Genomic DNA, 24,988 nt, shown 5'->3' on the forward strand with positions numbered 1-24,988 from the left:
TCGGCCCTCTCCGGATTACGCGCCAAGCGCAGTGTGAATGTCTTCCGCCGCGTCACGCCCTTCGGCCACGGCGGTCACGGTCAGGTCCTCGCCCCCATTGGCGCAATCACCGCCTGCCCAGACGCCCGCCATGCTGGTGCGCCCCGCGCCGGTCACGGTGATCTTGCCCCCCTCGATCAACAGCCCGTCCGGCGTCGCGCCAAGCGTCTGACCGATGGCCTTGAGGACCTGGTCGGCGGGAATGTCGAAGGTCTCGCCCGTGCCCTGCACCGACCGCCCTTCAATCCGCGTGTACTCGCAGCGCAACGCCGTGGCCGTACCATTTCCAAGCACCTCTAACGGCATGGCATTGAACACAAATCGCACGCCCTTGGAGGCCGCGAGGTCCTGTTCATAGGGGCTCGCGGGCATCGCCTCGCGTCCGCGCCGATACACCAATGTCACGTTTTCGGCCCCCAGCAATTTCGACTGCACCGCCGCATCAATCGCCGTCATGCCGCCCCCGACCACAACCACGTTGCGGCCCACCGGCAGCGCACCAAGGTCATCGGCCTGCCTCAGGTCGGCGATGAATTCGACCGCGGCGCGCACACCGTCGCGGGTCTCGCCGTTGGCCCGCAGCGTGTTCACACCACCAAGCCCCATGCCCAGAAATACCGCGTCGTAATCCGATTGCAGCTCCCCAAGCGTCAGTTCGTTGCCCAACGCGCGGTCCGTCAGAAGCCGGATCCCGCCAATTTTCATCAGCCAATCCACCTCCGACTGGGCGAAATCCTCGGTGCTCTTGTAGCTGGCGATACCGTATTCGTTCAGGCCGCCACCCTTGGACTTTTTGTCAAAGATATCGACGGCGTGCCCCTTCATCGCCAGACGATGCGCGCAGGCCAGCCCCGCAGGCCCCGCGCCCACAACGGCGACCTTTTTGCCGGTCGCCTCGGCGCGCGCGAAGGGATGCGCGCCCTTGGCCATCACGATGTCGGTCGCAAACCGCTGCAACCGGCCGATCTCAACCGGCTTGCCTTCCGCAGCCTCGCGCACGCAGGCCTCTTCGCAGAGCGTCTCGGTCGGACACACCCGCGCGCACATGCCACCCAGGATGTTCTGGTCAAAGATCGTCTCCGCCGCCGCTTCCGGCGTGCCGGTTGCGATCTGGCGGATGAACAGGGGGATGTCGATGGTCGTCGGGCAGGCCGTGATGCACGGTGCGTCGTGGCAGAAATAACACCGGTCCGCCGCGACCAAGGCTTCGTGCCCATCCAGCGGCGCGTGCAAGTCCGCGAAGTTCTCTGCAAGCGCCTCTGCGGGCAGGCGCGCTGGTGCAATTCCGGGAGTGAACGGGCTGTTTGTCATGCGTCTTTTGCCTCGCGTATCGAATTGGCTCGGGTACAATCACGCTGGCATGAGTTCAAAAATTTATCAAATGGTAAAAAATGAATGCGGGTGATAGCGGGGGGCTTTGCATCTGAAACGGCACGTTGCCCTGTTTTTGTGCGTCTCGGGGATGACCCTGCGCCCCTCGCTGCCCACATGTTCGCGAACGCGGCGGCTTTTCCCCGCGTCACCCCTGCGCTATAGCGCGTGGACCAACAGCCCCGGAGACGGGCATCAGGCGGATGGTGAGGAGCGACATGGCTGAAAAGACGCGCGACGAAGATGTGGCCTTTATCAAGGCCTTGGCGGAGCTTCTGCGGGAAAATGACCTGACAGAACTCCATGTGAAGCGCGAATATGCCGAATCCGATTGGCTGAATGTGCGCGTGGCCCGGCAGACGATGCTGGCCCCGGCCCCGGTACAGGCCGCTCCGATGGCGGCTCCGGCTCCGGTGGCACCTGCCGGTGCAGCTGCTCCGTCGGCACCAAGCGGCGCGTCCGATGATCCCGCGCAGGCGCCCGGCGCCGTGACCTCGCCGATGGTCGGCACCGCCTATCTGCAGCCCGAACCGGGCTCCGCCCCCTTCGTCAGCGTCGGCGACAAGGTCGCCGAAGGGCAAACCGTGCTGATCATCGAGGCGATGAAGACCATGAACCAGATCCCCGCGCCGCATGCCGGGACAATCAAACGCATTCTGGTCGAAGACGGGGCCGCGATCGAATACGGCGCGCCCCTGATGATCATCGAATAAACCGGAAAGGGGCGTCCGATGTTCCGCAAGATCCTGATCGCCAACCGCGGCGAGATTGCGCTTCGTGTCATCCGCGCCGCCCGCGAAATGGGCGTGGAAACAGTTGCGGTGCATTCCACCGCCGACGCCGACGCGATGCATGTCCGCATGGCCGACGAGGCGATCTGCATCGGTCCGGCCCCCGGTACCGACAGCTACCTGTCGATGTCCGCGATCCTTTCGGCCTGCGAAATTACCGGCGCCGAGGCGATCCACCCCGGCTATGGCTTCCTGTCCGAGAACGCCGCCTTCGTGCAGGCGGTCGAGGATCACGGGATCAAGTTCATCGGCCCCTCCGCCGAACACATCCGAATGATGGGCGACAAGATCACCGCCAAGGACACGATGATCAAACTGGGCGTGCCGTGCGTGCCGGGCTCCGACGGTGGCGTGCCCGATCTGGACGCCGCCCTCAAGGTCGGCGATGCTGCGGGCTACCCGGTGATCGTCAAGGCCACCGCCGGCGGCGGCGGGCGCGGCATGAAGCTTGCCAAATCACGCGACGAGATGGAGATCGCCTTCCGCTCTGCGCGGTCCGAGGCGAAATCGGCCTTCGGCAACGATGAGGTCTATATCGAGAAATACCTGGGCCGTCCGCGCCATATCGAGGTGCAGATTTTCGGCGACGGACGGGGACGGGCCGTGCATCTGGGCGAACGGGATTGCTCATTGCAACGCCGCCACCAGAAAGTCTTCGAAGAGGCCCCCGGCCCCTCCATCGACGCAGAAACGCGCGCCCGCATCGGCGAGACCTGCGCCAAGGCCTGCGCCGATCTGGGCTATGAAGGCGCAGGCACGATCGAGTTTCTCTATGAAGACGGCGAGTTCTTCTTCATCGAAATGAACACCCGGCTGCAGGTCGAACACCCCGTGACCGAGGCGATCATGGGCGTCGATCTGGTCCGCGAACAGATCCGCGTCGCGGCGGGCGAACCGATGAGCTTCCGGCAGGAGGATCTGCAGGTGCAGGGCCACGCCATCGAAGTCCGCATCAACGCCGAAAAATTGCCGAACTTCGCCCCCTGCCCCGGTACGATCACCCAATACCACGCCCCCGGCGGGCTCGGCGTGCGTATGGACAGTGCTCTGTACGACGGCTACCGCATCCCACCCTATTACGATTCGCTGATTGCCAAACTGATCGTGCATGGCCGCGACCGACCCGAGGCGCTGGCCAGGCTCAACCGCGCGTTGGGCGAGTTGATCGTAGATGGCATCGACACGACCGTGCCGTTGTTTCACGAGCTTCTGAAGGCCGACGCCGTGCAGACCGGCGACTATACGATCCACTGGCTGGAAGGCTGGCTGGATCAGAACATGGGCTAAGTTACAAAGTCGAACCGGCACCAAACGGGGTGAGCGCCCGTGGTGCCGGTTCTGATTTTCATCCTGTGACTTCGCCATGGGCCACAGGCTATTTCGGATTGTGCGCTTCGGCGTCTGACCCAACGGGGGTGGGTGGCACCGGACAAGCCCGCCAATCATTTCTTGGTCGAACTGGAACATGCGGTATTCCAGTCCCGACAAGCTGTATACAACCACACAGGCGTTAAACATCGGTGAATCGTCATAGGAGAATTCGCCTCTGCGCGTGATTTTGGTGGGCCTTTGTGCCCGCCTACCCTACGTATGCACTATGGCTCATGACATGTACCCTTCTGATCGGCCGCTCCTGACCCCGGAGCTGATGATCCGTGCCTATGCAGCCGGGATCTTTCCGATGTCCGAAGGGATCGACGATCCGAACGTTTTCTGGGTCGATCCGCAGCGTCGTGGCGTCTTTCCGCTGGACCGATTCCATGTGTCCAGGTCGCTGCGCAAACGCATCCGCAGGGGGGGCTACTCCGTTCATATCAATCGTGATTTTTCCGGTGTGATCGATGGATGCGCCGATCGCGAACCGACTTGGATCAACCATGACCTGATGGCGTGCTATCAGGTGCTGCATGCGCAGGGCCTGGCCCATTCGGTCGAGATCTGGGATGCCGATGGGCTGGCCGGTGGCGTCTTCGGTATCACTCTTGGCGCGGCGTTTTTCGGAGAAAGCATGTTCTCGCGCCGGACCGATGCGTCGAAACTGGCGCTTGGGCACCTGACCCATCGCCTGCGCGCGGGCGGCTTTACCCTGTTCGACACGCAATTCGTCACCGACCATCTTTTGTCGCTGGGGGCGTTGGAATTGCCGCGCGCCGATTACCGAGCCGAGCTAAGCCATGCGTTGCTGTTGCCGGCGGATTTCTTCGCCTTGCCCGAAGACGCCCCACTCGACGTCTGAGCGCCGCGCCGCACCCTGACGGCCGCACGCGGACGTCATCCGGTGCAGCGCAAAACCCAAACGTCATAGCGCGAATGTTCCAGCGCGCTCAGTGCCGGGCTGGATGCCACCATCCAACCGTCGAACAGGGCATTTCCTTCAAGATCAAGCACTTCCAGATGCGCGAATGCGTCTCCACCGGGATCCCCGGCCGGATAGCGGCATTCCACGGCACGGATCGCAATGCGCCCGAACACCACCGTCTGACCCATCGACAATTCCAGATCCGTGGGCTGGCCCAGTAATTTGTCGAGCGCGCGCAAGGTCACGATGGTGCCCTGTTCGGTCGCGGGTTGGCTGACGGATGTCACCGGTCCGGTGACACCCGGGAAGCTTTCGAATGTGCCCTGCGACCCACCATCGCCGAGGTTGAGCTGAACATCGCCGTCGCCGTTGTTGATGATCAGGCCACCATCCTCGAACAGGGTCAGATCGGAACCCTCGCCGTCCTCTGCCGCATCCTCGCCGGTGCCAAGCTGGAACCCGTCGAGTGCGTTGTCGTCATCGAAATTGTCGAATTGCTGCGCGGCCAACTGTCCGGCCAGCAGCGCCAGGATCGCAGCAAACAGAAGCGGCGCGCGGCGCATCACGTGTCTCCGTTCCCGCCGAAGAACCGCAACAGCAGCGTGATCAGGCTGACGGAGGATTGCGTGTCGATGAACTCGCCCCCCGCTTCGAGATTGAAAGGGGATCCGCCGGGGATGACCTCCACGAACGAGCCACCCAGAAGCCCTTCGGAGGCAATCGCAATCGCGCTGTCATCGGGCAGGATGATCGTGTCGGAAACGCTGATCGTGGTCTCGGCCAGGAAGGTGTCGGGGTTCAGCTCCATCGCCGTGACCGTGCCGACCGGGACCCCACCCAGGCGCACTTCGGTGCCCACGCCGATGCCCTCCGCGGAGCGGAAATGCGCCTGCAAATCATAGCTGTCGCCGCCCGCCCCGGCCCCGGAACCGCTGGCATAAAGGAAAAACCCCACCGCTGCGGCCAGTACGGCGCCGCCGGTGGCGATCTCGGTTATGGAATAGTCTGCGTCAGCCATGGCATGGGGATAGCCGTCGCGGCCGGTGAGGCCAAGGGGAAGCTGTGCGCATTCCCGCGCACCGGTGCGATTATTCCGGCGACCATGCCTCATAGTCGCGGCGATCTTCCGGCTCGGCGCGGCGGATCGAGCCTGCCGGCGCATAGGCCGCTGCCGAACCGGTCAGGTTCGGCAGGTGCGGCTTTTCCCACTCCTTGTGGACCAGCGGCGCATCGGTCGGTGGCTCATCCCAGGTATGATGCAACCAGCCATGCCATTCCGCCTCGACCCGACTCGCCTCGGCCTCGCCATTGAAGATGACCCAGCGCTTGGTGTCATCGGCGTTGCGGTAGAAGATATTGCCTTGTCCATCCTCGCCCACACGCTCGCCATTGCGCGCGGTGAAGAGCTGCGTGCCGAGGGTCTGGCCATTCCACCAGGTTACGGCGCGTTTGAGGAAATCGAGCATGGGGCGTTCCTGCTTGGTCTGTTGCTTTGCGTTCTGCCCGTTTGCCACGCAGCCGTCCAGTGCCAAGCCGTCGCGCCCCTTCCGAAATTGCGCGGCGCTCGCCGCAGGTCTTTGTCTTTGGTTTCAGGGGGCGTTGCCCCCATCGCCTTGCGGCGATTCCCCCGGAGTATTTCGAAAACGAGGAAGAACGGATGTTTCGGTGTTTCGCCATCGTCGGAACGGGCGGCCCTGCTTGGCCGGTGGCGGTTGCCGGTTGGCGACGGCCTGTTCTACAACCGCTGCGAAACATGACGACGGAGACTTCCATGACAGACGGCCCCAGCTACGGCTTCGACACCCTGCAGATCCACGCGGGCGCGCGCCCGGACCCGGCCACCGGCGCCCGGCAGACCCCGATCTATCAAAGCACCGCGTTTGTGTTTCGCGATGCCGAGCACGCCGCCGCTTTGTTCAACCTGCAGGAAGTCGGCTACATCTATTCGCGCCTGACGAACCCGACCGTGGCCGTTCTGCAGGAACGTATTGCGACGCTGGAGGGCGGCGTAGGAGCGGTGTGCTGCTCGTCGGGGCATGCGGCGCAGATCATGGCGCTGTTCCCGCTAATGCGGCCCGGCACGAACGTGGTTGCCTCCACCCGCCTCTACGGCGGCACGGTCACGCAGTTTTCCCAGACCATCAAACGCTTCGGCTGGTCCGCGAAATTTGTCGATTTCGACGATCTGGAGGCTGTGAAAGCTGCCATCGACGATGACACGCGCGCCGTCTTCGGTGAAGCCATCGCCAATCCAGGCGGCTATATCATGGACGTGCGCGCGGTGGCCGATGTCGCCGATGCCGCCGGGGTGCCGCTGATCATCGACAACACGTCGGCCACGCCCTACCTCTGTCGCCCGATCGAGCATGGCGCCTCGCTGGTGGTGCATTCGACGACCAAATACCTCACCGGCAACGGCACCGTCACCGGCGGTTGTGTTGTCGATTCGGGCAAGTTCGATTGGTCGGCCTCCGACAAATTCCCCTCTCTGAGCCATCCCGAGCCCGCCTACCACGGCCTCAAGTTCCACGAGACGTTCGGCCCGCTTGCCTTTACCTTCCACGGCATCGCCATCGGGTTGCGCGACCTGGGCATGACAATGAACCCGCAGGCCGCCCATTATACCCTGATGGGGATTGAAACCCTGTCGCTGCGCATGGAACGCCACATCGAGAACGCGGTGAAGATCGCCAAATGGCTGGAAGCCGATGATCGCGTCGATTTCGTCACTTACGCAGGCCTTGAAAGCTCGCCGTACTTCACACGTGTGAAGGACGTCTGCCCCCGGGGCGCGGGCGCACTCTTCACCTTTGCGGTGAAAGGCGGATACGACGCCTGCATCAAGCTGGTCGATTCGCTTGAGATCTTCAGCCACGTGGCGAATTTGGGCGACACACGCAGCCTGATCATCCATTCCGCCTCGACAACGCACCGGCAATTGAGCCCCGAACAGCAGGAAGCCGCCGGTGCCGCGCCCAACGTCGTGCGGGTCTCGATCGGCACCGAAGATGCCGACGACCTGATCGCTGATCTGGACCGCGCGTTAAGCGCAGCGACCGCGTAAGAAGAGAAAATTAACCAGTTTCGCGTTAGGTTTACCCCTGACGCGACCAAGTAGCCCGAGGGGGGCGCGGTCGCATCGCGGCAGCGCCCCCTTTTGCAAGGCGGGCAAAAGATTTACACTTGCACGCGCGGGGCGGGCCTGTGCGGCGATGCAACGGTTTTCCCCAGGCGGAAAGCACTGTAGAAGGGGGCGATTGTGGCGGGCGCGCAACGCCCTGGGATAAATGACTGAGGTCTGACTTGACGGTGAATATCGCACTCTTCCTTTCGGCAGATGGCCTCGCACTGGCGCATCGCCAGACCGCGGGCCATTGGGCCATGATCGGTGAGACGCCGCTGGCCATCGACGATCTTGATGGCGCGCTGGCGGCCCTGCGCGACGAGGCGGTCGCGCGCGAAGGCGAAAACTTCAAGACATTGCTCGTCCTGCCCGACGATCAGATGCTCTACACCTCGCTCACGGTGCCGACCGCCGACCCGGAATTGACCGCGTTCCGCATCGAGGAAGGCCTCGACGGCATGACGCCTTATGCCGTGACCGAGCTCGAATACGACTGGCGCGTCCTGGAAGAAGACCGCGTTTCCATCGCGGTGGTGGCCCGCGAAACCCTTGATGAGGCGAAGGGATTCGCCGCGCAATACGGCTTCAAGGGGGCCGGGTTCGCCGCCATGCCACCGATGCAACGCTTCCCCGGCGTGCCAACCTTCGCCGTCGATGCCGATGCGGATGATTTCGGCTTTTCCGCCGATGGCATTGCGTTCGGGCCGGACCGCCATGGCCAACCCGATCCGGAGCCAGAACCAGAGCCGGAACCCGAGGTCGCGCCGGACCCTGCGCCCGAAATTGCGGCACCCGCCGCGCCGGATACTCCACCAGCAGAAGCCGCCCCGGACCCTGCGCCAGACCCCGCCTCAGCGATCGCGGACACGCAATCGCCTGCCCCGACCGATCCGATGGACGCGCCCGATGCGCCCTCCGATGGGCCTGTTCAAGATGTGCCCGTCATCGACGACATCACCACGCCGATCCAACCGCTCACCGACGCGGAAATCGACCCGTCGCTCGACGATTCCCTGCCCGCAGCCCCCTCGCCCGCAGCGCAGGAGGCCCGGCAGCGCGCGCGCATCATTCGCGGCGAGGCCTCGACGCCCGTTCCCGCCACCGGGACCGAGCCGCAAGTCACGGCAAAACGTGGGCAGGTCGCGGCCCCTGATACCGGCACCGGCTCGCTTGTCGGCCAACGCAGTGCACGGATCGACCTCGCCGCGGCAGAAAACGCCGCGCCCACGGCGCCCGCGCCCGTCACTGACCCGGCGCCAGCGCCAGAGGTCGGCACCGCCCCGCAGGGCAAGGCAGGTATGCCGCGCCTGGCCGAACAGCTTCAGCGTGTGCGCAGCGCCAGCAAGACCAAGCCCAAATCCGACGCAGCTGGCGCGCCGCAGACCCGTCCCCGGGTCGAGATCGAGCCGCGCCCACCCGAAGAAACCTCCGCCCGCGGTCTCGACGACCGGACCTCGCCCTTCGAGGCCCCGCCACAGGGCGCCGCCGATACGACAAGCGCCCCGCGCAAGGGTGGCCTTGGCGGCGCATTGCGTGGCCTTGGTGGTGCGGCCGCCCCCACCGGGAAGGCCGCCACCGGCGCGGCCTCCGGGGGCTTCTTCCGGCGTGATCGCGGCGACGCCGCAAGCAGTGAGCCCGCCCAAGGCACCGACCCTGACGCAGCCGGGACCATGGCCGACGATGGCACCTTCGCCTCCGGCCTTCTGGCGCGCAAATCCGTGCCCGCCGCTAGCGGGCCGTCATTCAGGACCGGCCTTGTTCTGACCGTTATCCTGTTGCTTTTGCTGGCCCTTGTCGCGATCTGGTCGGCGGTGTTCCTGCCCAACAGTGCCGTCGCGCGCCTCTTCGGCTTCGGCGGAACCGACGTTCAGACAACGGCGGCGGCCCCCGCCGATGTGCAGGCCCCTGACGTCTTCACCGCCGCGCCGAGCATCGGTGGCACGGCCGCTCCGACGCTGGAAGACGAGGCCGCCGCCGATGGCATGGACCTCGCTGCCCTGCCCGAGATCGACGATGCGCCGCTGCCCCTTGATGACACGCCTGCCGCCGCGCCGGACGCGGCGACGGATGCCGATCTTCCCGATATCGACGCCGAGTTCGATCTCCCGCCGTTGCCGCCCATCGATCAAGGGCAGAACCCCTCCGTGGAAGAGGCCGAGGCGCTCTATGCGGAAGACGGGATCTGGGCGCGCTCGCCGGACCGTCCGGACTTGCGCCCATTCGATCTGCTCGACAGCATCTACACCGCCTCAATCGACCCGCGCATCTCCGCGCTCGACGCCGTGGCCCTGCCAGAGCCCGGCGTCAATCCGGGTGAATTGCTGCGCCGCTTCCCGCCGCCGCCGCCGTTCGGAACCGAGTTTAGCCTGACAAACCAAGGCCTTGTGGCCGCGACCTCGCAGGGCGTTGTGACGCCCGAAGGCGCCTTTGTCGTCGCCGGCGCGCCTCCCGTCTTCGCCCGTCAGCGCCCGCGCGAGATCGCCGATCCGACCCCCCCCAACACCTCGGTCGATGACGCGGTCCTTGGGACGTTCCGCCCCACCCAACGGCCCTCGAACCTGGCCGAGTTGCGTGAACGGCAGGTCCTGGGTGGGTTGACGCAATCCGAACTGGGCGAACGTCGCCCGACCTCGCGCCCGCAATCCCCGCAGGAAGCCGCCGCGGCCGCCTCCCTCTTCCCTTCCGAAGATAGCGCCACGGACACCGAGACCGCCACCGCGGTCCCCGACACTGATGTCACCGCAGCCCTCGAAGCGGCCATCGGCGGCACCGAGCTGGCCGTGGCGCGGTCGCGCCTGCCCGCCACCCGGCCCTCCAACATCTCCCAGATCGTCGCCAGCGCCGATCGCCAGCCGACCGCAGCGCCCACCACCGTGGCCGCCGCAGCCGTCGCACCCGGCCCCGACATCCCCTCCAACGCCGACGTCAGCCGCGCCGCGACCGAACGCGACGCCATCCGCCTGCGCAACGTGAACCTGATCGGGGTAACCGGCACCAATTCCGACCGCCGTGCCCTCGTGCGCCTGTCGTCGGGCCGCTTTGTCAGGGTCTCCGTGGGCGACCGCCTTGATGGGGGCCGGGTCGCCGCCATCGGCGAAACCACGCTGCAATATGTGCGCAGCGGGCGCACCGTCACGCTGGAAATCCCAGGCTGATCCAAGCGGCAAGACACACCGCAAACCTGGCGAGACGCGCACCGCCAAATCGCCGCCTCACAGCAGCAAGATCACCGCCAGGCCCAGGAACGAGAAGAACCCGACCACATCCGTCACCGTGGTCACAAACGCCCCCGACGCCAGCGCCGGGTCGATGCGCAACCGATCGAGCACCACCGGCACCAGGATCCCCGCCAGGCCCGCGACCAGCAGGTTGATCACCATCGCCGCCCCGATCACCACGCCCAACAACGGCGTGCCAAACCACACCACGCCCACGATCCCCATCACCACCGCAAAGACCGCCCCGTTGATCAGGCCCACACCGGCCTCGCGCGTGATCACCCGGATCAGGTTCGAAGACGTCAAATCCTTTGTCGCAATCGCGCGCACCGCCACCGTCAGCGCTTGCGTCCCCGCATTGCCGCCCATCGACGCCACAATCGGCATCAACACCGCCAGTGCCACGATTTGCGCAATCGCTGCCTCGAATTGCGCAATCACCAGCGACGCCAGGATTGACGTGATCAGGTTCACGAACAACCAAGGAAACCGCCGCTTCGTCGTCTCGACCACCGAATCCGACAGGCTCGATTCCTCGCCCACACCAGCGAGGCGCAGGATGTCCTCCTCCGCCTCCAGATCCTGCACGATCATCGCGTCATCGATGGTGATCACACCCACCAACCGCCCGTCGTCATCCACCACGGGGGCGGAGATCAGGTGGTATTGGTTGAACGCATAGGCCACCTCGCCCTCGGGCTGGCTGGCCGGAATCGGGCGGAAACTGTCCTCGGTAATGTCGCGCAACATGACCGAGCGGACCGAGGCCAACAACCGCCCCAACATTACGTAACCCGTTGGCTTCCAACGCGGATCTGTCAGGATTACATGGTAGAACTCTTCCGGCAACGCGCCGGCCTGCGCCCGGATATGATCAATCGCCTCCCCCACCGACCAATGCTCCGGCACCGCCACGATCTCGCGCTGCATCAGGCGGCCGGCGGTCTCTTCGGGATAATTCAGCGCTGCCTCGACCGCCGCCCGGTCCGCCGGTTCCAGCGCCTCGAGGATCTGCTCTTGCTGCGCCTCTTCAAGGTCTTCGACCAGGTCGACCACATCATCACTGTCTAGCTCGCGCACCGCGTCCGCGATCACCTGATCGGGCAGGATAGCCAGAACCGCCTCGCGCAGCCCCTCATCCAATTCCGACAGCACCTCGCCGTCGATCCCCTTCGACCACAGCGACAGCCATCCGTCCCGCTCAGCCGGCGTGATCTGCTCCAGAAGGTCGGCGATATCGGCAGGGTGCAGAGGCGCCATCAGCGCGTCGATCGAGGCCACATCCTGCGCCGCGACCGCCGCGCGCAACGCTGCCCTGAGCGAGATATCCAGCGAATAGGTGTCGCGCGTCTCCTCGCGCGGCTCGTCGATGACCTCTTCCGCTTCGCTCGACATGGCGCGCCCCCTCGTGACCGGTGTGATTGCCCCTAACATGGGCCGCGCGGAAGGGCTATCAATTGGCACGCCCGATCCACCTCCAAAGGGGCCGCAGATGCCAGACCGCCTGATCCTTGGGCAATGCCTGTTCTATGACGCTGACCCACGGCAGGCGGGGCCCGACGGGCTGCGTCACACCTCGCGCGGCGCGGTTTTGGTCCGCGCGGGCCAGATCATCGAAACCGGCGAAGCGGATGCCCTGCGCGCCGCCCATCCACAGGCCGAGATCACCGATCATGGCGACGCTCTGATCGTGCCGGGCTTCGTCGATGCCCATGCTCACTACCCGCAAACCGCGATCATCGCGTCGTGGGGCAAGCGCCTGATCGACTGGCTCAACACCTACACATTCCCCGAAGAGATGCGCTTCGACGACGACGCATATGCCGCTGAAATCGCGTCGCTTTACTTCGATCTGATACTGGCCAACGGCACCACCACCGTCGCCAGCTACGCCACCATCCACCCGGCCTCCGTCGATGCGTTCTTCGCTGAGGCCAAGGCCCGAAATCTGCGCGCGCTTGCGGGCAAGACCTGCATGGATCGCAACGCGCCCAAAGGGCTGCGCGACACCGCGCAATCGGCTTATGATGACAGCAAGGACTTGGTGGCGAAATGGCACGGTATCGGGCGCTTGTCCTACATCATCACGCCGCGGTTTTCACCGACATCGACGCCCGACCAGCTCTCCGCGCTTGGCGCGCTCTGGGCTGAGCATCCTGATTGCCTCATGCAGACCCATCTGAGCGAGCAGGTCGACGAAATAGCCTGGGTCCGTGACCTTTTTCCCGACGCGCGCGATTACCTCGACACCTACGAGGCGCATGGCCTTCTGGGCGCGAACGGCGTTTTCGGCCACGCCATCCACCTCGAGCCGCGCGAGGTGGACCGGCTGGCGGAGGTCGGCGCGGCGCTGGTGCATTGTCCGACGTCGAACACCTTCATCGGATCGGGTTTGTTCGACATGAAGCTGGCGGATCGGATGCGGGTCGGGCTGGCCACGGATACCGGCGGCGGGTCAAGCTTTTCGATGCTGCGCACGATGGCCGCCGCCTACGAGATCGCGCAGTTGCGGGGCCATGCGCTCCACCCGGCTGAGCTGCTTTGGCGCGCCACAGCCGGCTCGGCCGAGGCGCTGCGGCTGGACGACAGGATCGGAAGCCTCAAGCCCGGAATGGAGGCCGATCTTTGCGTGCTTGATCTGGCCTCAACACCGGCCATCGCGCAGCGTGCGGCGCGGGCCGATGACATCTGGGAGGCGCTGTTTCCCACCATCATGATGGGCGATGACCGCGCCATCGCGCAGGTCTATGTGGCGGGCGATCCACGGGGCTGATCGGTGCGGGCCGTGGGGGTCCTGAGCACGTTGATCATTCAAAAATGAATAGATAGCGGCTAAAATCGACGCCTGCCTATTCAAAAATGAATGAGCAACGCGCATCGAACACGCCAAAGCCGCCTAAATCGCGGCCTCAACCGCGCCGACGATATCGTCGACGACCTGCTCCATCAGCCCCTCATCCTCGGCCTCGGCCATCACACGGATCAGCGGCTCGGTCCCGGATTTGCGGATCAAAAGCCGCCCCGTCCCAGTGAGCCGCGCCTCGCCCTCGGCAATCGCCTGCTTGACCGCAGGCGCGTCCAACGGGGTTGCGCCAAGCTCGTAGCGGACATTTTTCAAAAGCTGCGGGACGGTCTCGAAACTCCGGCTGAGCGCGCTGGCGGGTTGGCCGGTGCGCACCATCTCGGCCAAAAATTGCAGCCCCGCCACCAACCCGTCGCCGGTGGTGGCGTAATCCGTCATCACGATATGGCCCGATTGCTCGCCGCCCAGGTTCAATCCATGGGCGCGCATCGCCTCGACCACATACCGATCACCCACCGCCGTGCGGTGCAACCGGATCGAGCGATCCGCGAGAAACCGCTCCAACCCGAGGTTCGACATGACGGTCGCGGCCAAAGTGCCCCCCTTCAGGCGCCCCTCTTCGGCCCACCGGTTCGCAAACAACGCCATGATCTGATCGCCGTCGGTCACTGCACCCGTCTCATCAATCAAGATCACGCGGTCCGCGTCGCCATCGAGGCAGATGCCGACATCCGCGCCGGTCTCGCGGATCATCGCGGCCGCCGCCTCGGGCTTGGTCGAGCCACAATCGAGGTTGATGTTATAGCCATCGGGCGCGACGCCCATCGGAATGACCTCGGCCCCCAATTCCCACAACACCTCGGGCGCGGCCTTGTAGGCGGCCCCATTGGCGCAATCGACAACCACCTTCAGTCCATCAAGGCGCAATTCCTGCGGAAAGGTGGATTTCACCCGCTCCAGATAACGAAACCGCCCATCATCAATGCGTTTGGCCCGCCCGATATTGTGCGGCTGCGCGGGCTCGATCTCACCCAGTGCGATCTCTTCAATCTCGCGCTCGGCGGCATCGTCAAGCTTGAAGCCGTCGGGACCAAACAGCTTGATGCCGTTGTCTTCCCACGAATTGTGGCTGGCCGAGATCATCACGCCGACATCCGCGCGCAACGATGGGGTCAACATGCCAACGGCGGGCGTGGGCACCGGGCCGAAGAGATAGACGTTCATGCCGGTGGAGGTGAACCCGGCGGTCAGCGCGGTCTCCAACATGTAGCCCGAGCGGCGTGTGTCCTTGCCGATCACCACCCGATGCTCGGATTTGCCATCCCGGCGGAAATAGCGCCCCGCCGCCGCCCCGATCTTGAGCGCCATTTCGGCGGTCATCGGATAGGTGTTCGCCCGCCCGCGCACGCCGTCGGTGCCGAAGAGTTTGCGTGTCATTTTACTCGTACCCCGGTTCTGCTCAGCCCGCCGCGAGGGCCGCCTGCCACAGGTCGATCGCCTGCCTGTGCAGGCTTATATCATGAACGCGCAGGATTTGAACGCCCTGCGCAAGCGCGTGCAGGCCGATGGCCGCCGAGCCGGGGCCACGGTGATCGGCGCGCGCCTCTCCCGAGATGCGCCCGATGAACCCCTTGCGCGACACGCCAAGCAGGATCGGACAGCCAAGCCCATGGAACAGCGACATCCGCGCAATCAGGGCGAGGTTCTGCGCCTCGGTCTTGCCGAAGCCGACACCGGGATCGACGACGATGCGCGTGCGGGCGACGCCCGCGGCCTCGGCGGTGGCAATCGCGGCCTCAAGCCCATCGTAGACGTCGAGCAGCACGTCGGAATACGCGGTCTCGGCGGCGGCCTGCATCGTGGCGGGGGTTTCGATGGAATGCATCACGATCAGGGGCTTATCGCTGTGCGCGGCGACCTGTGCCAGCGCCGGGTCGAAGCGCAGGCCGGACACATCGTTGAGCGCGCCGGCCCCTGCGGCGAGCCCTGCACGGGCCACGTCGGCCTTGCGGGTGTCAAGCGACACGAAGGTCGGGCCGGCGTCCTGAATGGCGGCGATCACCGGGGCAGTGCGGGCGATTTCGTCGGCGACCGGCACCTCGGTCGCGCCGGGGCGGGTGGACTCACCGCCGATGTCGATCAGGTCGGCACCCGCGGCGCGCATCGCGTGGGCATGTTGAACCGCCGCGTCGATCTGCATGAAGCGATTGCCGTCGGAGAAGCTGTCGGGCGTGGTGTTGAGGATACCCATCAGGCGCGGGCGGTCCATGGCGAGCGGGCCGAAGGGTGCGCGAGGGGCGCTGAGGCGGGCCAGATCGTCGACGGGTACGTCCGGGAGGGGTTTGATTTCGGGGGCCGCACCCCGACGGAGAATTTCGACGCGGTCAAACCACGCCCATCCCCCCGCCAGCGGCAAGGCGTCGGGCGGGCGGGCCGGGTCGATGGACGGGATCGGGCGAACATAGCAGCGCATGGGACCGGGGTATAATGTGCGGAAATCATGAGCAAGTCCGGGATGAATACCGGCGGTGGGCAAATTGAGTCTCGCGGGACGGGGCATTCTCTGAGAAGGTATGCAAATGTCAGATGCGGTCGCCTTTCGTACCATTCGCCTTTCGGGGCGCGCGCCCGGGCCGCAGGCGCTCGGGCTTTACAATGGCCTGTTCGATGGCCGCGGGGAAAGCGATCTGGACCGGGATATGCAGGATTGGCAACGCCACCGCATCGCGCCCTGGACCCTGTCGCATGCGGGCCATGATGTCGGTGTCGGCGGGTTTCGCATTGGCTTCGGCGATGACGGGCTTGAGGTGATTTTTCACTTTCTGCCCGAGGTCTGGGGTCAGGGGCTGGCCAGTGAGTTTTTGATCGCGGCGCTGGATCATGCGACCTATTCGCTGCGCGCGAACCGGTTTTTCGGGCGTGTGCCCGAGGCATCCGAACAATCGCGGCGGATCATGCAGAAGGTCGGGTTTCGGGCGGTGCAGGACGCGCCCGGGGGGGACGTTCTCATGCGCCTCGGGTGATCTCGGCGCGGCTCGGCAAGGCGTCGGCGGGGAATGCGGCGGGGTCATTTGCGCCGAAGATCAGCAGTGATTGCGCCTCGAACGCATCGGCCAGCCAACGGGTGAGCGCCAAGGGTTCGGTGACGCTGGTGTCGAGGCCATCGACCGCATCCAGCACCAGTTTCGAGGGGGCCCAAACGCTGATCTGGCCTTGTTTCATGGCCCAATCCAGCTCGGTCCGGCTTTCGACGACGACGCAGCGCGGGTCGCGGGCGGCCAGGACCCAGGCCCCCTGTTCGATGGCCAGCAGGGCAATCCGGCGCTGCGGCATGGCGTGATCGGCCAGGGGATGGGCCAGATCGGGCGTGTCGACGCACAGGATCACCGGCGCGTCGGCTTCTTCCAGCCGGTCGAGCAAAGCCGACAGGTCGGGGCGGGCGATGGCGGCGTTGGAGAGGAACACGACGATCGGATGCGGGGCGGCCTCGGCCAGAAGGCGCAGGCGGCGACGGCCCTTGGGGGGCGTGCGTACGATTTCGACGCCCAAGGTGTAGGGGCCGCGGTCGAGCTTGCCGATGCGGACGAAGACGCGGGCGGCCAGCGGGTGTTCGAGAATGCCGTCTGCGATTCGCGCAGCCAGCGTTTCGAGCAGGTTCACGCGCTCGGCCTGCAGCGCGATGTCGATGGCCTCGACAATGGTGTCATAGCTGAGAATACGGTCGACATCATCGATGGCCTGCTCGGCGCGGGTTTCGACCTCAACCACCACATCGAACTGGATTTTCTGGGTGATACCGCGCTCGGCCTGGAAGGCGCCGATCTCGACCTCGCGGATGTGGTCGGTCATCGAGATGCGGTCACGCGGCATGTCGCCGGCGGTGGCCTTGGCGCGCTCGGACGGATGCGTGAAGGCCTGGGAAATCTCGTCGCTCATGGGGTCCCTCGGGTTCGACGGGGGTCGGTCTACCATGCGACGCGCGCGCCGCAACGATCAGCTTGCGGCGCGTCCGGTGCCAATTCCGACCTTATGGCAAAGGTCAGTATTGCTGACGATAGAAGTAGTGGATGCCGATATCGGCGGTCCGGGGATAGAGCGAGGCCCATTGCGGGTTCACCCAATCGGCGTGGTAATGCGTGGCCCCCGCCGTCAGATCGCGCGGCGCGCCGTCGATCATGATGCGCGAGATCTGGCCCAGACGGCCCCAGGCGCCCTGATCATCGATGTCTTCGGGCCGCCCGTCGCAGGTGTAGGTGAACTGACAGGCAAATTGCCGCCCCGTCCCCTGATTGATCACACCGCATATGGAGTTGGGGTAATTCGGGTGATCCACGCGGTTCAGGATCACCTCGGCGACGGCATATTGGCCTTCGATCGGCTCGCCGCGCGCTTCGAAATAGAGCGCTTCGGTGAGGCAGCGCCATTCGTCGCCTCCCGTCGCGGCCCCCATCGACGCCAAACGGGTTGCGTCCATGATCCGGGGATCGTCGCCGATCGCATCGCGATAGGGGGAGGCCAGCGCCCGCAGGCGCAGCGCGTTCAATCCCGCGAGAGACGCGTTTTCAACGCCCATCAATTGATCCAGCACGCCAGACAAGCCCACCGCCGAAGCCGATGTGCTTTGCGTGACATCCAATTCCGTAACATTCTGCGCCGCCACCCCCGTGGCCGCACAAAGCCCCATCAGGCCAGCGGCAAGCGCGGCCTTGATCCCATGCGTCATCTTCGTACCCTTCCAGAGGCTCGATTATGAACCCGTTCTGCTCAACGGATCCTGACCCCTTGTAGTTTTCAGACTAGTTAACGCATTTTTCATAATCGGCAAAATTCACCCTGAATCTTGCGATAAACGGTTACCATGCCCCTAGGGATTGCGTTCACGCCCTTAAAGCGTCGCGTGAACGTCTTCCGCCAAACCCTTGTCACGAATGGCAAATTGCGCCGCCGCCAGTTTCGCCACCGGAACCCGGAACGGCGAACAGGACACGTAGTCGAACCCCGCTTTGCGCGAAAAATCAACGGCTTCGGGGTGGCCGCCATGCTCGCCACACAGCGCCAAAGTCACATCCGGACGTGCCGCACGGCCCCGTTCCGACCCCAAAAGCAACAATTCGCCGACCCCGTCGACGTCCAGTTCGCGGAATGGATCCTCGGGGAACACGCCCTGTTGCACGTAGTCGGACATGAAGCGTCCGGCGTCATCGCGCGACAGGCCATAGGTCATCTGCGTCAGGTCATTGGTGCCGAAGGACAGAAAAGCGGAATGCTCGGCGATCTCGCCTGCGCGCAGGGCAGCGCGGGGCGTTTCGACCATCACGCCAAGGCGATAGGTGAAGTCCTTGCCGGATTTCAGGCGCACCTCCGCGGCAATCGCATCGACACGCGCCTTGATCAATTCGACCTCGCGGCGGGCGGAGACGAGCGGGATCATGATCTCGGGCACAACCGGCGCGCCCTTGTTGGAGACCTTGATCGTCGCCTCGAAAATCGCGCGGGCCTGCATTTCGTAGATTTCGGGGATGGTGACGCCCAAACGGACTCCGCGCAACCCGAGCATGGGATTGAATTCCTGAAGGTTTTCAATGCGCGAGGCGACACGGCTGACCGGCAGGTCAAGCGCCTCGGCCAGCGCGCGGGTGCCCTCTCGGTCGCCCGGCAGGAACTCATGCAACGGCGGATCGAAGAGGCGGATTGTAACGGGCTGACCCCGCATCAGTTTGAACAATTCGATAAAATCCGCGCGCTGCATCGGCAACAAGCGGTCGAGCGCGGCCTGCCGATCCTGCGCGTTTTCGGCGAAGATCATCTCGCGCATCACGGTCAGGCGCAGCGGGTCGAAGAACATGTGTTCGGTGCGGCACAATCCGATGCCATCAACCCCGAAACGATGCGCCATTGCGGCATCTTCGGGGGTGTCGGCATTGGCCCGCACCCCGATATCACGCGCCTCATCAGCCCAATCCATCAACGTCGCGAAGGCCCCGCCGAGGGCCGGTTCGACCATCTCGACCGCCCCGTTGATAACCTCACCGGCGGTGCCGTCGATGGTGATAATGTCGCCCTCATGGAAGACTTTACGGCCCGCGACGGTCAGGGTTTTCTTGCGCACGTCCATCTGCAAACGGGTGGCGCCGCTGACGCAGGGCAGGCCCAATCCGCGTGCAATAACAGCGGCATGCGAGCTTGCGCCGCCGCGTTCGGTCAGGATCGCCTGCGCGGCGTGCATCCCGCGGATGTCTTCGGGGCTGGTCTCGCGCCGTACGAGAATGCAGGGCTCTCCCTGGGCGGCGGCGGCTTGCGCGGCGGCGGCGGAAAACACGATCTTGCCGGTGGCCGCGCCGGGCGCGGCAGCGACACCGGTGGTCAACACGTCGCGGTCGACCCCGACGGCGATCTGCCGGTGCAGAAGGCCGTTGAGGGTGAAGGGGGGAATACGGCTGAGCGCTTCGTGGCGCGGGATGACGCCATCCTCGGCCAGCGCGACGGCAATGGTCACCTCGCCCCGGGCCGAACGCGGCGTGCGCACCGCATCGAGAATCGACAATTGCCCATCCATCAGGGTGAATTCGGTTTGCATTTCCTCGCGCAGACGCACGCGCATGAGGGCGGCCGCCTCGCGCAGCGCCTGCACCTGCTCAGGAGCGACATCTTCGAGCGAGGGGCCGCGGGTGTCGTGTTCGATGAACTGTGCCTCGCCATCGGTAAGGGTTTCGCGGCCCTGTCCGCGCGGCAGGTAGCGGCCGGTGACCTGCGGCTCGCCGGTTTGCGACGAGACGAATTGCACGACGCCCGCGCCGGAAATCCCCTGACCCGGACCAAGCGCCATGTTCTGTACAACAAGGCCAAGGCCGGCATCGGCAGGCGCGCCCTGGGCCTGGCGCAGGATGCGGGCGGTGGTGCCGTCCCAGGCGCGGGCCATCGAGCGCAGCACTTCGGCCAGTTGCGCGGTCGGATCCTGGGGAAACGGCTCCTCCATTTCGGCCTCATAGGCCTCCTTCGCGATCCGGGGCGTGATGGGACCTTCGAATTCGTCGGCATCAAGGCGGTGCACGTCGACGGCGAAGGTTCGGATGAAGGCGGTGTAGGCGGCGTTGGCGACATCGGGTCCGTGGGTTTCGGACAGGCGCGCGGCGACCTCGTCGCCCATCCCGATGTTCAGGATCGTGCCCGGTCCACCCCAATCGGACATTTCCGAGGACGAGCGCACGGACAAGAGCGCGCCCTTGCCGAAGACGCCGACAAGCGCGTCGAGATCGGGCATGCGGCCATCAGCGATTGCGCGCACGGTATCGAAACTGAGTGCGACGGTGTGAGGGACGGGCAGGTCAAGGCGGATCAGCCGCTGCAGACACTTCGCGCGGTTGCCATGCCGGTCCTTGCGGATATCGGCGGTGGGCGTGATCTCGACAAAGTTTGGCGTGGTGAGCAACGGCGCGCCTCCGGGTTAACCTGTACACAAGATACAACCGAAAGGCACTGCGTCTACTGCGCCCAACGGGGAAAGTGTCATGTTATACACGAAAATGCTGCAATTGCGAAAAAAATGCGTGCTGCACTGCCGCATGGTTAACCGGGGTCAGCTTTCGATGCGGGACAGATCGGCGATGGCCCCGCAGGTCTGCGTGATATCATGCAGCAGGTTCAGACGGTTACGCCGGATGATGTCACTGTCGGCATTGACCTGCACCGCTTCGAAAAACGCATCAATGGGGGCGCGCAGGCGGGCCATTTCGGCCATGGCATCGGCGAAACGCTCGTCGGCCATGGCGGGCGCGATGGCGGTGTTGGCGGCGTCGAGAGCGGCAAAGAGGGCGCGTTCCTCAGTGGTTTCGGCGAATTTGACGTCGGCACCGTAGCGGTATTCGACGCCGTCCTTGTCCTCGGCCTGCGCAAGGATATTGGCGGAGCGTTTGTAGCCCTGGATCAGGTTTTCGCCATCGGGCGTGTCGAGGAAGGCTTGCAACGCGCGGGCGCGGGCGACGACGAGGGTGAGGTCGTCGGTTGGCGGTTTGGACAGCGCCGCGTCGATGACGTCGTGGCGGATGTTCTCGGCCTTGAGGTGGACCTTGAGGCGGTCGTGGAAGAAGGCGAGGAGGTCGTCGGATTTGTCGGGCACCTGCGACGCCATGGCCTCCAACCCATTCGAGGCTTTGCCACGGGCCTCCTTCACGGCCCGGAAGGCCGCGCCGAAGACGCCATGCTCCGCGATTTCCCGCAACAGATCCATGACCTCATCGGCTTGCACGTCGTCGATCAAGGCCCCCTTTTGGCGCACCAGCTGCGCGTCGAAGAACCGGTCGAGCCGCAGGCGGAGCGTGTTGGTCTCCACGATCCGAATAATTCCCAAAGCGGCGCGGCGGAGCGCAAAGGGATCTTTCGATCCCGTGGGCTTTTCATCAATCGCCCAGAAGCCGGTCAGCAGGTCGAGCTTGTCGGCAAGTGCCACGGCCACCGAAAGCGGCGCGGTGGGGACGGCGTCGGTGGGGCCGAGGGGGGCGTAGTGCTCTTCGGCCACCGCCGCAATCGCCGGATCCAGCCCGGCCTCAAGCGCATAGTATTTGCCCATAACCCCTTGAAGTTCCGGAAATTCATAGACCATCTCGGAGTTCAGATCGGCCTTGGCGATGCGGGCGGCGGTCTCGGCCGCCGTCGGGTCGGCGCCGACCATGGGGGCGATCTCGCGGGCCAGTGCCGCGATGCGCTCCACCCGTTCGGCCTGCGTGCCCAAGCGGCGCTCGAAGGTCACGTTTTTCAACGCCTCGCGCCACGCGCCCATGCCGTCGCGGGCGATGCGCAGATCGTTGTCCCAGAAAAATTTCGCGTCCGCCAGACGGGCCGACAGCACCTTGGCATTGCCCGCGATGATCGTGGCGCCGTGGTCGGCGGTTTCGCGGTTGGCGACGGTGATGAAACGCTCAATCCGGCCTGTAGCAGGGTTGCGGACGGAGAAGAATTTCTGATGCTCGCGCATGGAGGTTTGCAGGACCTCTGCGGGCAGGCCCAAGAAATCTTCCCCAATCTCGCCCATCAACACGACGGGCCATTCGACGAGGCCCGCAACTTCGGCCAAAAGCGCTTTGTCGTCAACGACTTCCATACCGGCGGCAAAAGCCATGTTGGTGGCGTCGTGCCAGATCGTCTCGGCCCGCGCCTCTGCCGACAAGACAACCTTGGCGGCGCTCAGCTTGGCCTCATAATCGGCAAAGGACGACACGGCGAAGCGGCCCGGGGCCATGAAACGATGGCCTTCGGTGGTGTTGGAGGCGGTGAAGCCGTCGACCTCGAACGGGACGACCTCCGCCCCGGCGTCACCGGACAGGACACACAGGATAGAGTGCAGCGGGCGGACCCAACGCAGGGTTCCGGTGCCCCAGCGCATACTCTTGGGCCACGGGAAATTGCGGATCACGCCGGGGACAATGTCGGCGATGATGTTGGCGGCGGGCCGGCCTTGGGTGACGACCCGGGCGAAGTAGAAGCTGCCCTTTTTCTCTTCGCGTTCAACGAGATCCTCGCGCGCGACCCCCGCCCCGCGAAGGAAGCCTTCGATCGCCTTGTCGGGCGCGCCGACCTTGGGGCCTCGGCGTTCTTCCGTGGTGGTGGGCGAGGCATCGGTCAGCCCCTCGATCGTCAGGACAAGGCGGCGCGGCGTGGCGAAGGCCCCGGCGGAGGCATAAGTCAGCCCCGCCTCGACCAGCCCATTCGTGACCAGCCGCTTGAGATCATCGGCGGCGCGGCCCTGCATGCGGGCCGGGATTTCCTCGGAGAAGAGTTCCAGCAGAAGGTCGGGCATCTTGATGGTCCTGTCAGGCGGTGTGCGCGGGTCTATCGCGCGCAGTGGTTAAGGGGCAAGCGGGCTATTCGAGCGTGCCGTTGAGCTGGTGCCAGGCGAAGGCGCGGCCATCAGGGAACAATGCGCCGACGCGGTCGACACCACGGGTGATGTCGCGCTGGATCAGCAGGGCCTGCGCATTGCCCTGCTCAAGTGCGGTTCCGATGGCCTCGGCGTCGAAACACCCGAACCAACCGGGCGCGCCAAGCGGTGTGGGGTCGTCGTACGGGAAGGCCTCGGCCAGAAGCGCGTCGGCCTGCGCGGGGTCGAGCGTGAAGCAGGCGCGGAAGCGCAGCGGAGAGGAGGAGGCATCAATCGCACGCACGGCATTCTGCGCCGGGTCGAGCGGCAGCTCGAAGCTTGAGCCGTCGCCGCGCTGCACGCTCAGGGAAAGGTCGTCTAGCTCTTCGTAGAACGCGTAGTTGACGAACCACCACAGGGCGGCGCCGAAGATCGCGGTGACGCCGACGATGACAGAGACAAGGATGCGCCCGGAGGTCATGCCGCGTCCGTCTGGTCGGCCGTGCCCCCGGCCTCGGTTTGCACGAAGGCGTCGGCGCACATCCGGGTTAACGCGCGCACGCGGCCGATATAGGCCTGCCGCTCGGTGACGGAGATCACGCCGCGCGCGTCGAGCAGGTTGAAAACGTGGCTGGCCTTGATCGCCTGGTCATAGGCGGGGTGGGCCATGATGATACGCTTGGCCGTCTTGGGGTCGTCATGGGCCTGATCGAGGATGTGTTTGCATTCGGCCTCCGCGTCTTCGAAGTGGCGCAGGAGGATCTCGGTCGTGGCGGTGTCGAAGTTGTGGCGGCTGAATTCCTCTTCGGTCTGGCGGAAGACGTCGCCGTAGGTCAACGGGATTGGCGCGTCTGGGTCGTTGAAGGGCATGTCCATGACGTGGTCGATGCCAAGCACATACATCGCGAGGCGTTCGAGCCCGTAGGTCAGCTCGCCCGAGACGGGGTGGCAATCGTGCCCGCCAACCTGTTGAAAATAGGTAAACTGCGACACTTCCATGCCGTCGCACCAGACCTCCCACCCCAGGCCCCAGGCGCCGAGCGTGGGGCTTTCCCAATCGTCTTCGACGAAGCGGATGTCGTGGATGTCGGTGTCGATGCCAATCGCGCGCAGCGACCCGAGGTAGAGGTCCTGCAGGTCGGGCGGCGAGGGTTTTATGAGCACCTGGTACTGGTAGTAGTGCTGCAGGCGGTTGGGGTTTTCGCCGTAGCGCCCATCGGTGGGCCGCCGCGAGGGCTGCACATAGGCCGCGGCCCAGGGTCTGGAGCCGAGCGAGCGCAGGGTGGTGGCCGGATGGAAGGTGCCCGCGCCGACCTCCATATCGTAGGGCTGCATGATCGCGCAGCCCTTCGCGGCCCAATATGATTGCAGCCGCAGGATGATTTCCTGAAACGAACGGGGGGCGGTTTGATCGGCCATGTGGGGCACTCCGTGGCTCGGGTTCGGCGCCTGACTAGACCCGCGAACGGCAAGGGTCAACGCGCCGCCTT

At 65.1% G+C, this 24,988-nt stretch carries 20 protein-coding genes; 7 read left to right on the top strand and 13 right to left on the bottom strand.

The window, feature by feature from the left end:
* Positions 1 to 15: 15 nt before the first annotated feature.
* A complete protein-coding gene (locus tag V8J83_RS06000) occupies positions 16 to 1,350 on the bottom strand; it encodes an NAD(P)-dependent oxidoreductase (protein WP_339984468.1) in 1,335 nt (444 codons plus the stop codon).
* Between the two features lie 278 nt (positions 1,351 to 1,628).
* On the opposite strand from V8J83_RS06000, the gene accB reads away from it, so the two are divergent.
* From accB to aat, 3 genes are all read left to right on the top strand, one after another.
* On the top strand, positions 1,629 to 2,123 hold the full coding sequence (gene accB / locus V8J83_RS06005; protein ID WP_339984470.1) for an acetyl-CoA carboxylase biotin carboxyl carrier protein: 495 nt from the start codon (positions 1,629 to 1,631) through the stop codon (positions 2,121 to 2,123).
* Positions 2,124 to 2,141: 18 nt separating this feature from the next.
* Positions 2,142 to 3,488 carry an acetyl-CoA carboxylase biotin carboxylase subunit gene (gene accC, locus V8J83_RS06010; protein WP_339984472.1) on the top strand — a complete coding sequence of 449 codons (1,347 nt, stop codon included), beginning with the start codon at positions 2,142 to 2,144 and terminating at the stop codon, positions 3,486 to 3,488.
* A 322-nt stretch (positions 3,489 to 3,810) separates the two neighbouring features.
* Complete coding sequence (gene aat, locus V8J83_RS06015; protein WP_339984475.1) at positions 3,811 to 4,437, top strand: leucyl/phenylalanyl-tRNA--protein transferase; 627 nt, start codon at positions 3,811 to 3,813, stop codon at positions 4,435 to 4,437.
* 35 nt (positions 4,438 to 4,472) lie between these two features.
* Here the strand turns inward: aat and V8J83_RS06020 are convergent, their stop codons facing one another.
* The 3 genes from V8J83_RS06020 to V8J83_RS06030 form a co-directional block, all read right to left on the bottom strand.
* Positions 4,473 to 5,063: a DUF2155 domain-containing protein gene (locus tag V8J83_RS06020; RefSeq protein WP_339984477.1), complete on the bottom strand. Its 591-nt coding sequence runs from the start codon at positions 5,061 to 5,063 to the stop codon at positions 4,473 to 4,475.
* Positions 5,063 to 5,518 carry an outer membrane lipid asymmetry maintenance protein MlaD gene (mlaD, locus tag V8J83_RS06025; RefSeq protein WP_339984479.1) on the bottom strand — a complete coding sequence of 152 codons (456 nt, stop codon included), beginning with the start codon at positions 5,516 to 5,518 and terminating at the stop codon, positions 5,063 to 5,065. The genes V8J83_RS06020 and mlaD overlap by 1 nt, the downstream gene beginning before the upstream one ends.
* 70 nt (positions 5,519 to 5,588) lie before the next feature.
* On the bottom strand, positions 5,589 to 5,966 hold the full coding sequence (locus V8J83_RS06030) for an NADH:ubiquinone oxidoreductase subunit NDUFA12 (RefSeq protein WP_339984482.1): 378 nt from the start codon (positions 5,964 to 5,966) through the stop codon (positions 5,589 to 5,591).
* A gap of 305 nt (positions 5,967 to 6,271) precedes the next feature.
* On the opposite strand from V8J83_RS06030, the gene V8J83_RS06035 reads away from it, so the two are divergent.
* Together V8J83_RS06035 and V8J83_RS06040 are read left to right on the top strand one after the other, a co-directional pair.
* The gene (locus V8J83_RS06035) at positions 6,272 to 7,564 is read left to right on the top strand and encodes an O-acetylhomoserine aminocarboxypropyltransferase/cysteine synthase family protein (protein WP_339984485.1); all 1,293 of its coding nucleotides are present in this window, start codon (positions 6,272 to 6,274) and stop codon (positions 7,562 to 7,564) included.
* Between the two features lie 239 nt (positions 7,565 to 7,803).
* On the top strand, positions 7,804 to 10,779 hold the full coding sequence (locus V8J83_RS06040) for a hypothetical protein (RefSeq protein WP_339984487.1): 2,976 nt from the start codon (positions 7,804 to 7,806) through the stop codon (positions 10,777 to 10,779).
* A gap of 57 nt (positions 10,780 to 10,836) precedes the next feature.
* On the opposite strand, the gene mgtE is transcribed toward V8J83_RS06040, so the two are convergent.
* Positions 10,837 to 12,237 carry a magnesium transporter gene (gene mgtE, locus V8J83_RS06045; RefSeq protein WP_339984489.1) on the bottom strand — a complete coding sequence of 467 codons (1,401 nt, stop codon included), beginning with the start codon at positions 12,235 to 12,237 and terminating at the stop codon, positions 10,837 to 10,839.
* 97 nt (positions 12,238 to 12,334) lie between these two features.
* Here mgtE and guaD point away from each other — a divergent pair, with 97 nt between their 5' ends.
* Positions 12,335 to 13,615, top strand: a complete 1,281-nt coding sequence (gene guaD / locus V8J83_RS06050; RefSeq protein WP_339984492.1) for a guanine deaminase — start codon at positions 12,335 to 12,337, stop codon at positions 13,613 to 13,615.
* A gap of 123 nt (positions 13,616 to 13,738) precedes the next feature.
* Here guaD and glmM read toward each other — a convergent pair whose 3' ends face one another.
* Together glmM and folP are read right to left on the bottom strand one after the other, a co-directional pair.
* Positions 13,739 to 15,082 carry a phosphoglucosamine mutase gene (glmM, locus tag V8J83_RS06055; RefSeq protein ID WP_339984495.1) on the bottom strand — a complete coding sequence of 448 codons (1,344 nt, stop codon included), beginning with the start codon at positions 15,080 to 15,082 and terminating at the stop codon, positions 13,739 to 13,741.
* A gap of 22 nt (positions 15,083 to 15,104) precedes the next feature.
* Entirely contained in the window at positions 15,105 to 16,118 is a 1,014-nt protein-coding gene (folP, locus tag V8J83_RS06060; protein WP_339984498.1) for a dihydropteroate synthase, read from the bottom strand.
* Positions 16,119 to 16,224: 106 nt separating this feature from the next.
* Between folP and V8J83_RS06065 the strand changes: the two genes are divergently transcribed.
* The gene (locus V8J83_RS06065) at positions 16,225 to 16,668 is read left to right on the top strand and encodes a GNAT family N-acetyltransferase (RefSeq protein WP_339984500.1); all 444 of its coding nucleotides are present in this window, start codon (positions 16,225 to 16,227) and stop codon (positions 16,666 to 16,668) included.
* Here the strand turns inward: V8J83_RS06065 and V8J83_RS06070 are convergent.
* From V8J83_RS06070 to V8J83_RS06095, 6 genes are all read right to left on the bottom strand, one after another.
* On the bottom strand, positions 16,652 to 17,581 hold the full coding sequence (locus tag V8J83_RS06070; protein WP_339984502.1) for a dihydroneopterin aldolase: 930 nt from the start codon (positions 17,579 to 17,581) through the stop codon (positions 16,652 to 16,654). The two genes, V8J83_RS06065 and V8J83_RS06070, sit on opposite strands and share 17 nt — an antisense overlap.
* Positions 17,582 to 17,684: 103 nt before the next feature.
* Entirely contained in the window at positions 17,685 to 18,368 is a 684-nt protein-coding gene (locus tag V8J83_RS06075) for a cell wall hydrolase (protein ID WP_339984504.1), read from the bottom strand.
* 162 nt (positions 18,369 to 18,530) lie between these two features.
* On the bottom strand, positions 18,531 to 21,074 hold the full coding sequence (locus V8J83_RS06080) for a putative PEP-binding protein (RefSeq protein WP_339984506.1): 2,544 nt from the start codon (positions 21,072 to 21,074) through the stop codon (positions 18,531 to 18,533).
* 147 nt (positions 21,075 to 21,221) lie between these two features.
* Positions 21,222 to 23,438, bottom strand: a complete 2,217-nt coding sequence (glyS, locus tag V8J83_RS06085) for a glycine--tRNA ligase subunit beta (protein WP_339984508.1) — start codon at positions 23,436 to 23,438, stop codon at positions 21,222 to 21,224.
* Positions 23,439 to 23,502: 64 nt separating this feature from the next.
* Entirely contained in the window at positions 23,503 to 23,979 is a 477-nt protein-coding gene (locus V8J83_RS06090; protein ID WP_339984510.1) for a DUF6446 family protein, read from the bottom strand.
* Complete coding sequence (locus tag V8J83_RS06095; protein ID WP_339984512.1) at positions 23,976 to 24,917, bottom strand: glycine--tRNA ligase subunit alpha; 942 nt, start codon at positions 24,915 to 24,917, stop codon at positions 23,976 to 23,978. Before V8J83_RS06095 ends, V8J83_RS06090 begins: the two co-directional genes overlap by 4 nt.
* Between the last annotated feature and the right edge of the window lie 71 nt (positions 24,918 to 24,988).

The organism is Gymnodinialimonas ulvae (assembly GCF_037543845.1).
Classification (GTDB): domain Bacteria; phylum Pseudomonadota; class Alphaproteobacteria; order Rhodobacterales; family Rhodobacteraceae; genus Gymnodinialimonas; species Gymnodinialimonas ulvae.

Excerpts from the sequence above, each read along its gene's own strand:
- V8J83_RS06000 (WP_339984468.1), bottom strand. The coding sequence starts at position 1,350 with ATGACAAACAGCCCGTTCACTCCCGGAATTGCACCAGCGCGCCTGCCC.
- accB (WP_339984470.1), top strand. The coding sequence starts at position 1,629 with ATGGCTGAAAAGACGCGCGACGAAGATGTGGCCTTTATCAAGGCCTTG.
- accC (WP_339984472.1), top strand. The coding sequence starts at position 2,142 with ATGTTCCGCAAGATCCTGATCGCCAACCGCGGCGAGATTGCGCTTCGT.
- aat (WP_339984475.1), top strand. The coding sequence starts at position 3,811 with ATGTACCCTTCTGATCGGCCGCTCCTGACCCCGGAGCTGATGATCCGT.
- V8J83_RS06020 (WP_339984477.1), bottom strand. The coding sequence starts at position 5,063 with ATGCGCCGCGCGCCGCTTCTGTTTGCTGCGATCCTGGCGCTGCTGGCC.
- mlaD (WP_339984479.1), bottom strand. The coding sequence starts at position 5,518 with ATGGCTGACGCAGACTATTCCATAACCGAGATCGCCACCGGCGGCGCC.
- V8J83_RS06030 (WP_339984482.1), bottom strand. The coding sequence starts at position 5,966 with ATGCTCGATTTCCTCAAACGCGCCGTAACCTGGTGGAATGGCCAGACC.
- V8J83_RS06035 (WP_339984485.1), top strand. The coding sequence starts at position 6,272 with ATGACAGACGGCCCCAGCTACGGCTTCGACACCCTGCAGATCCACGCG.
- mgtE (WP_339984489.1), bottom strand. The coding sequence starts at position 12,237 with ATGTCGAGCGAAGCGGAAGAGGTCATCGACGAGCCGCGCGAGGAGACG.
- guaD (WP_339984492.1), top strand. The coding sequence starts at position 12,335 with ATGCCAGACCGCCTGATCCTTGGGCAATGCCTGTTCTATGACGCTGAC.
- glmM (WP_339984495.1), bottom strand. The coding sequence starts at position 15,082 with ATGACACGCAAACTCTTCGGCACCGACGGCGTGCGCGGGCGGGCGAAC.
- folP (WP_339984498.1), bottom strand. The coding sequence starts at position 16,118 with ATGCGCTGCTATGTTCGCCCGATCCCGTCCATCGACCCGGCCCGCCCG.
- V8J83_RS06065 (WP_339984500.1), top strand. The coding sequence starts at position 16,225 with ATGTCAGATGCGGTCGCCTTTCGTACCATTCGCCTTTCGGGGCGCGCG.
- V8J83_RS06070 (WP_339984502.1), bottom strand. The coding sequence starts at position 17,581 with ATGAGCGACGAGATTTCCCAGGCCTTCACGCATCCGTCCGAGCGCGCC.
- V8J83_RS06075 (WP_339984504.1), bottom strand. The coding sequence starts at position 18,368 with ATGACGCATGGGATCAAGGCCGCGCTTGCCGCTGGCCTGATGGGGCTT.
- glyS (WP_339984508.1), bottom strand. The coding sequence starts at position 23,438 with ATGCCCGACCTTCTGCTGGAACTCTTCTCCGAGGAAATCCCGGCCCGC.
- V8J83_RS06090 (WP_339984510.1), bottom strand. The coding sequence starts at position 23,979 with ATGACCTCCGGGCGCATCCTTGTCTCTGTCATCGTCGGCGTCACCGCG.
- V8J83_RS06095 (WP_339984512.1), bottom strand. The coding sequence starts at position 24,917 with ATGGCCGATCAAACCGCCCCCCGTTCGTTTCAGGAAATCATCCTGCGG.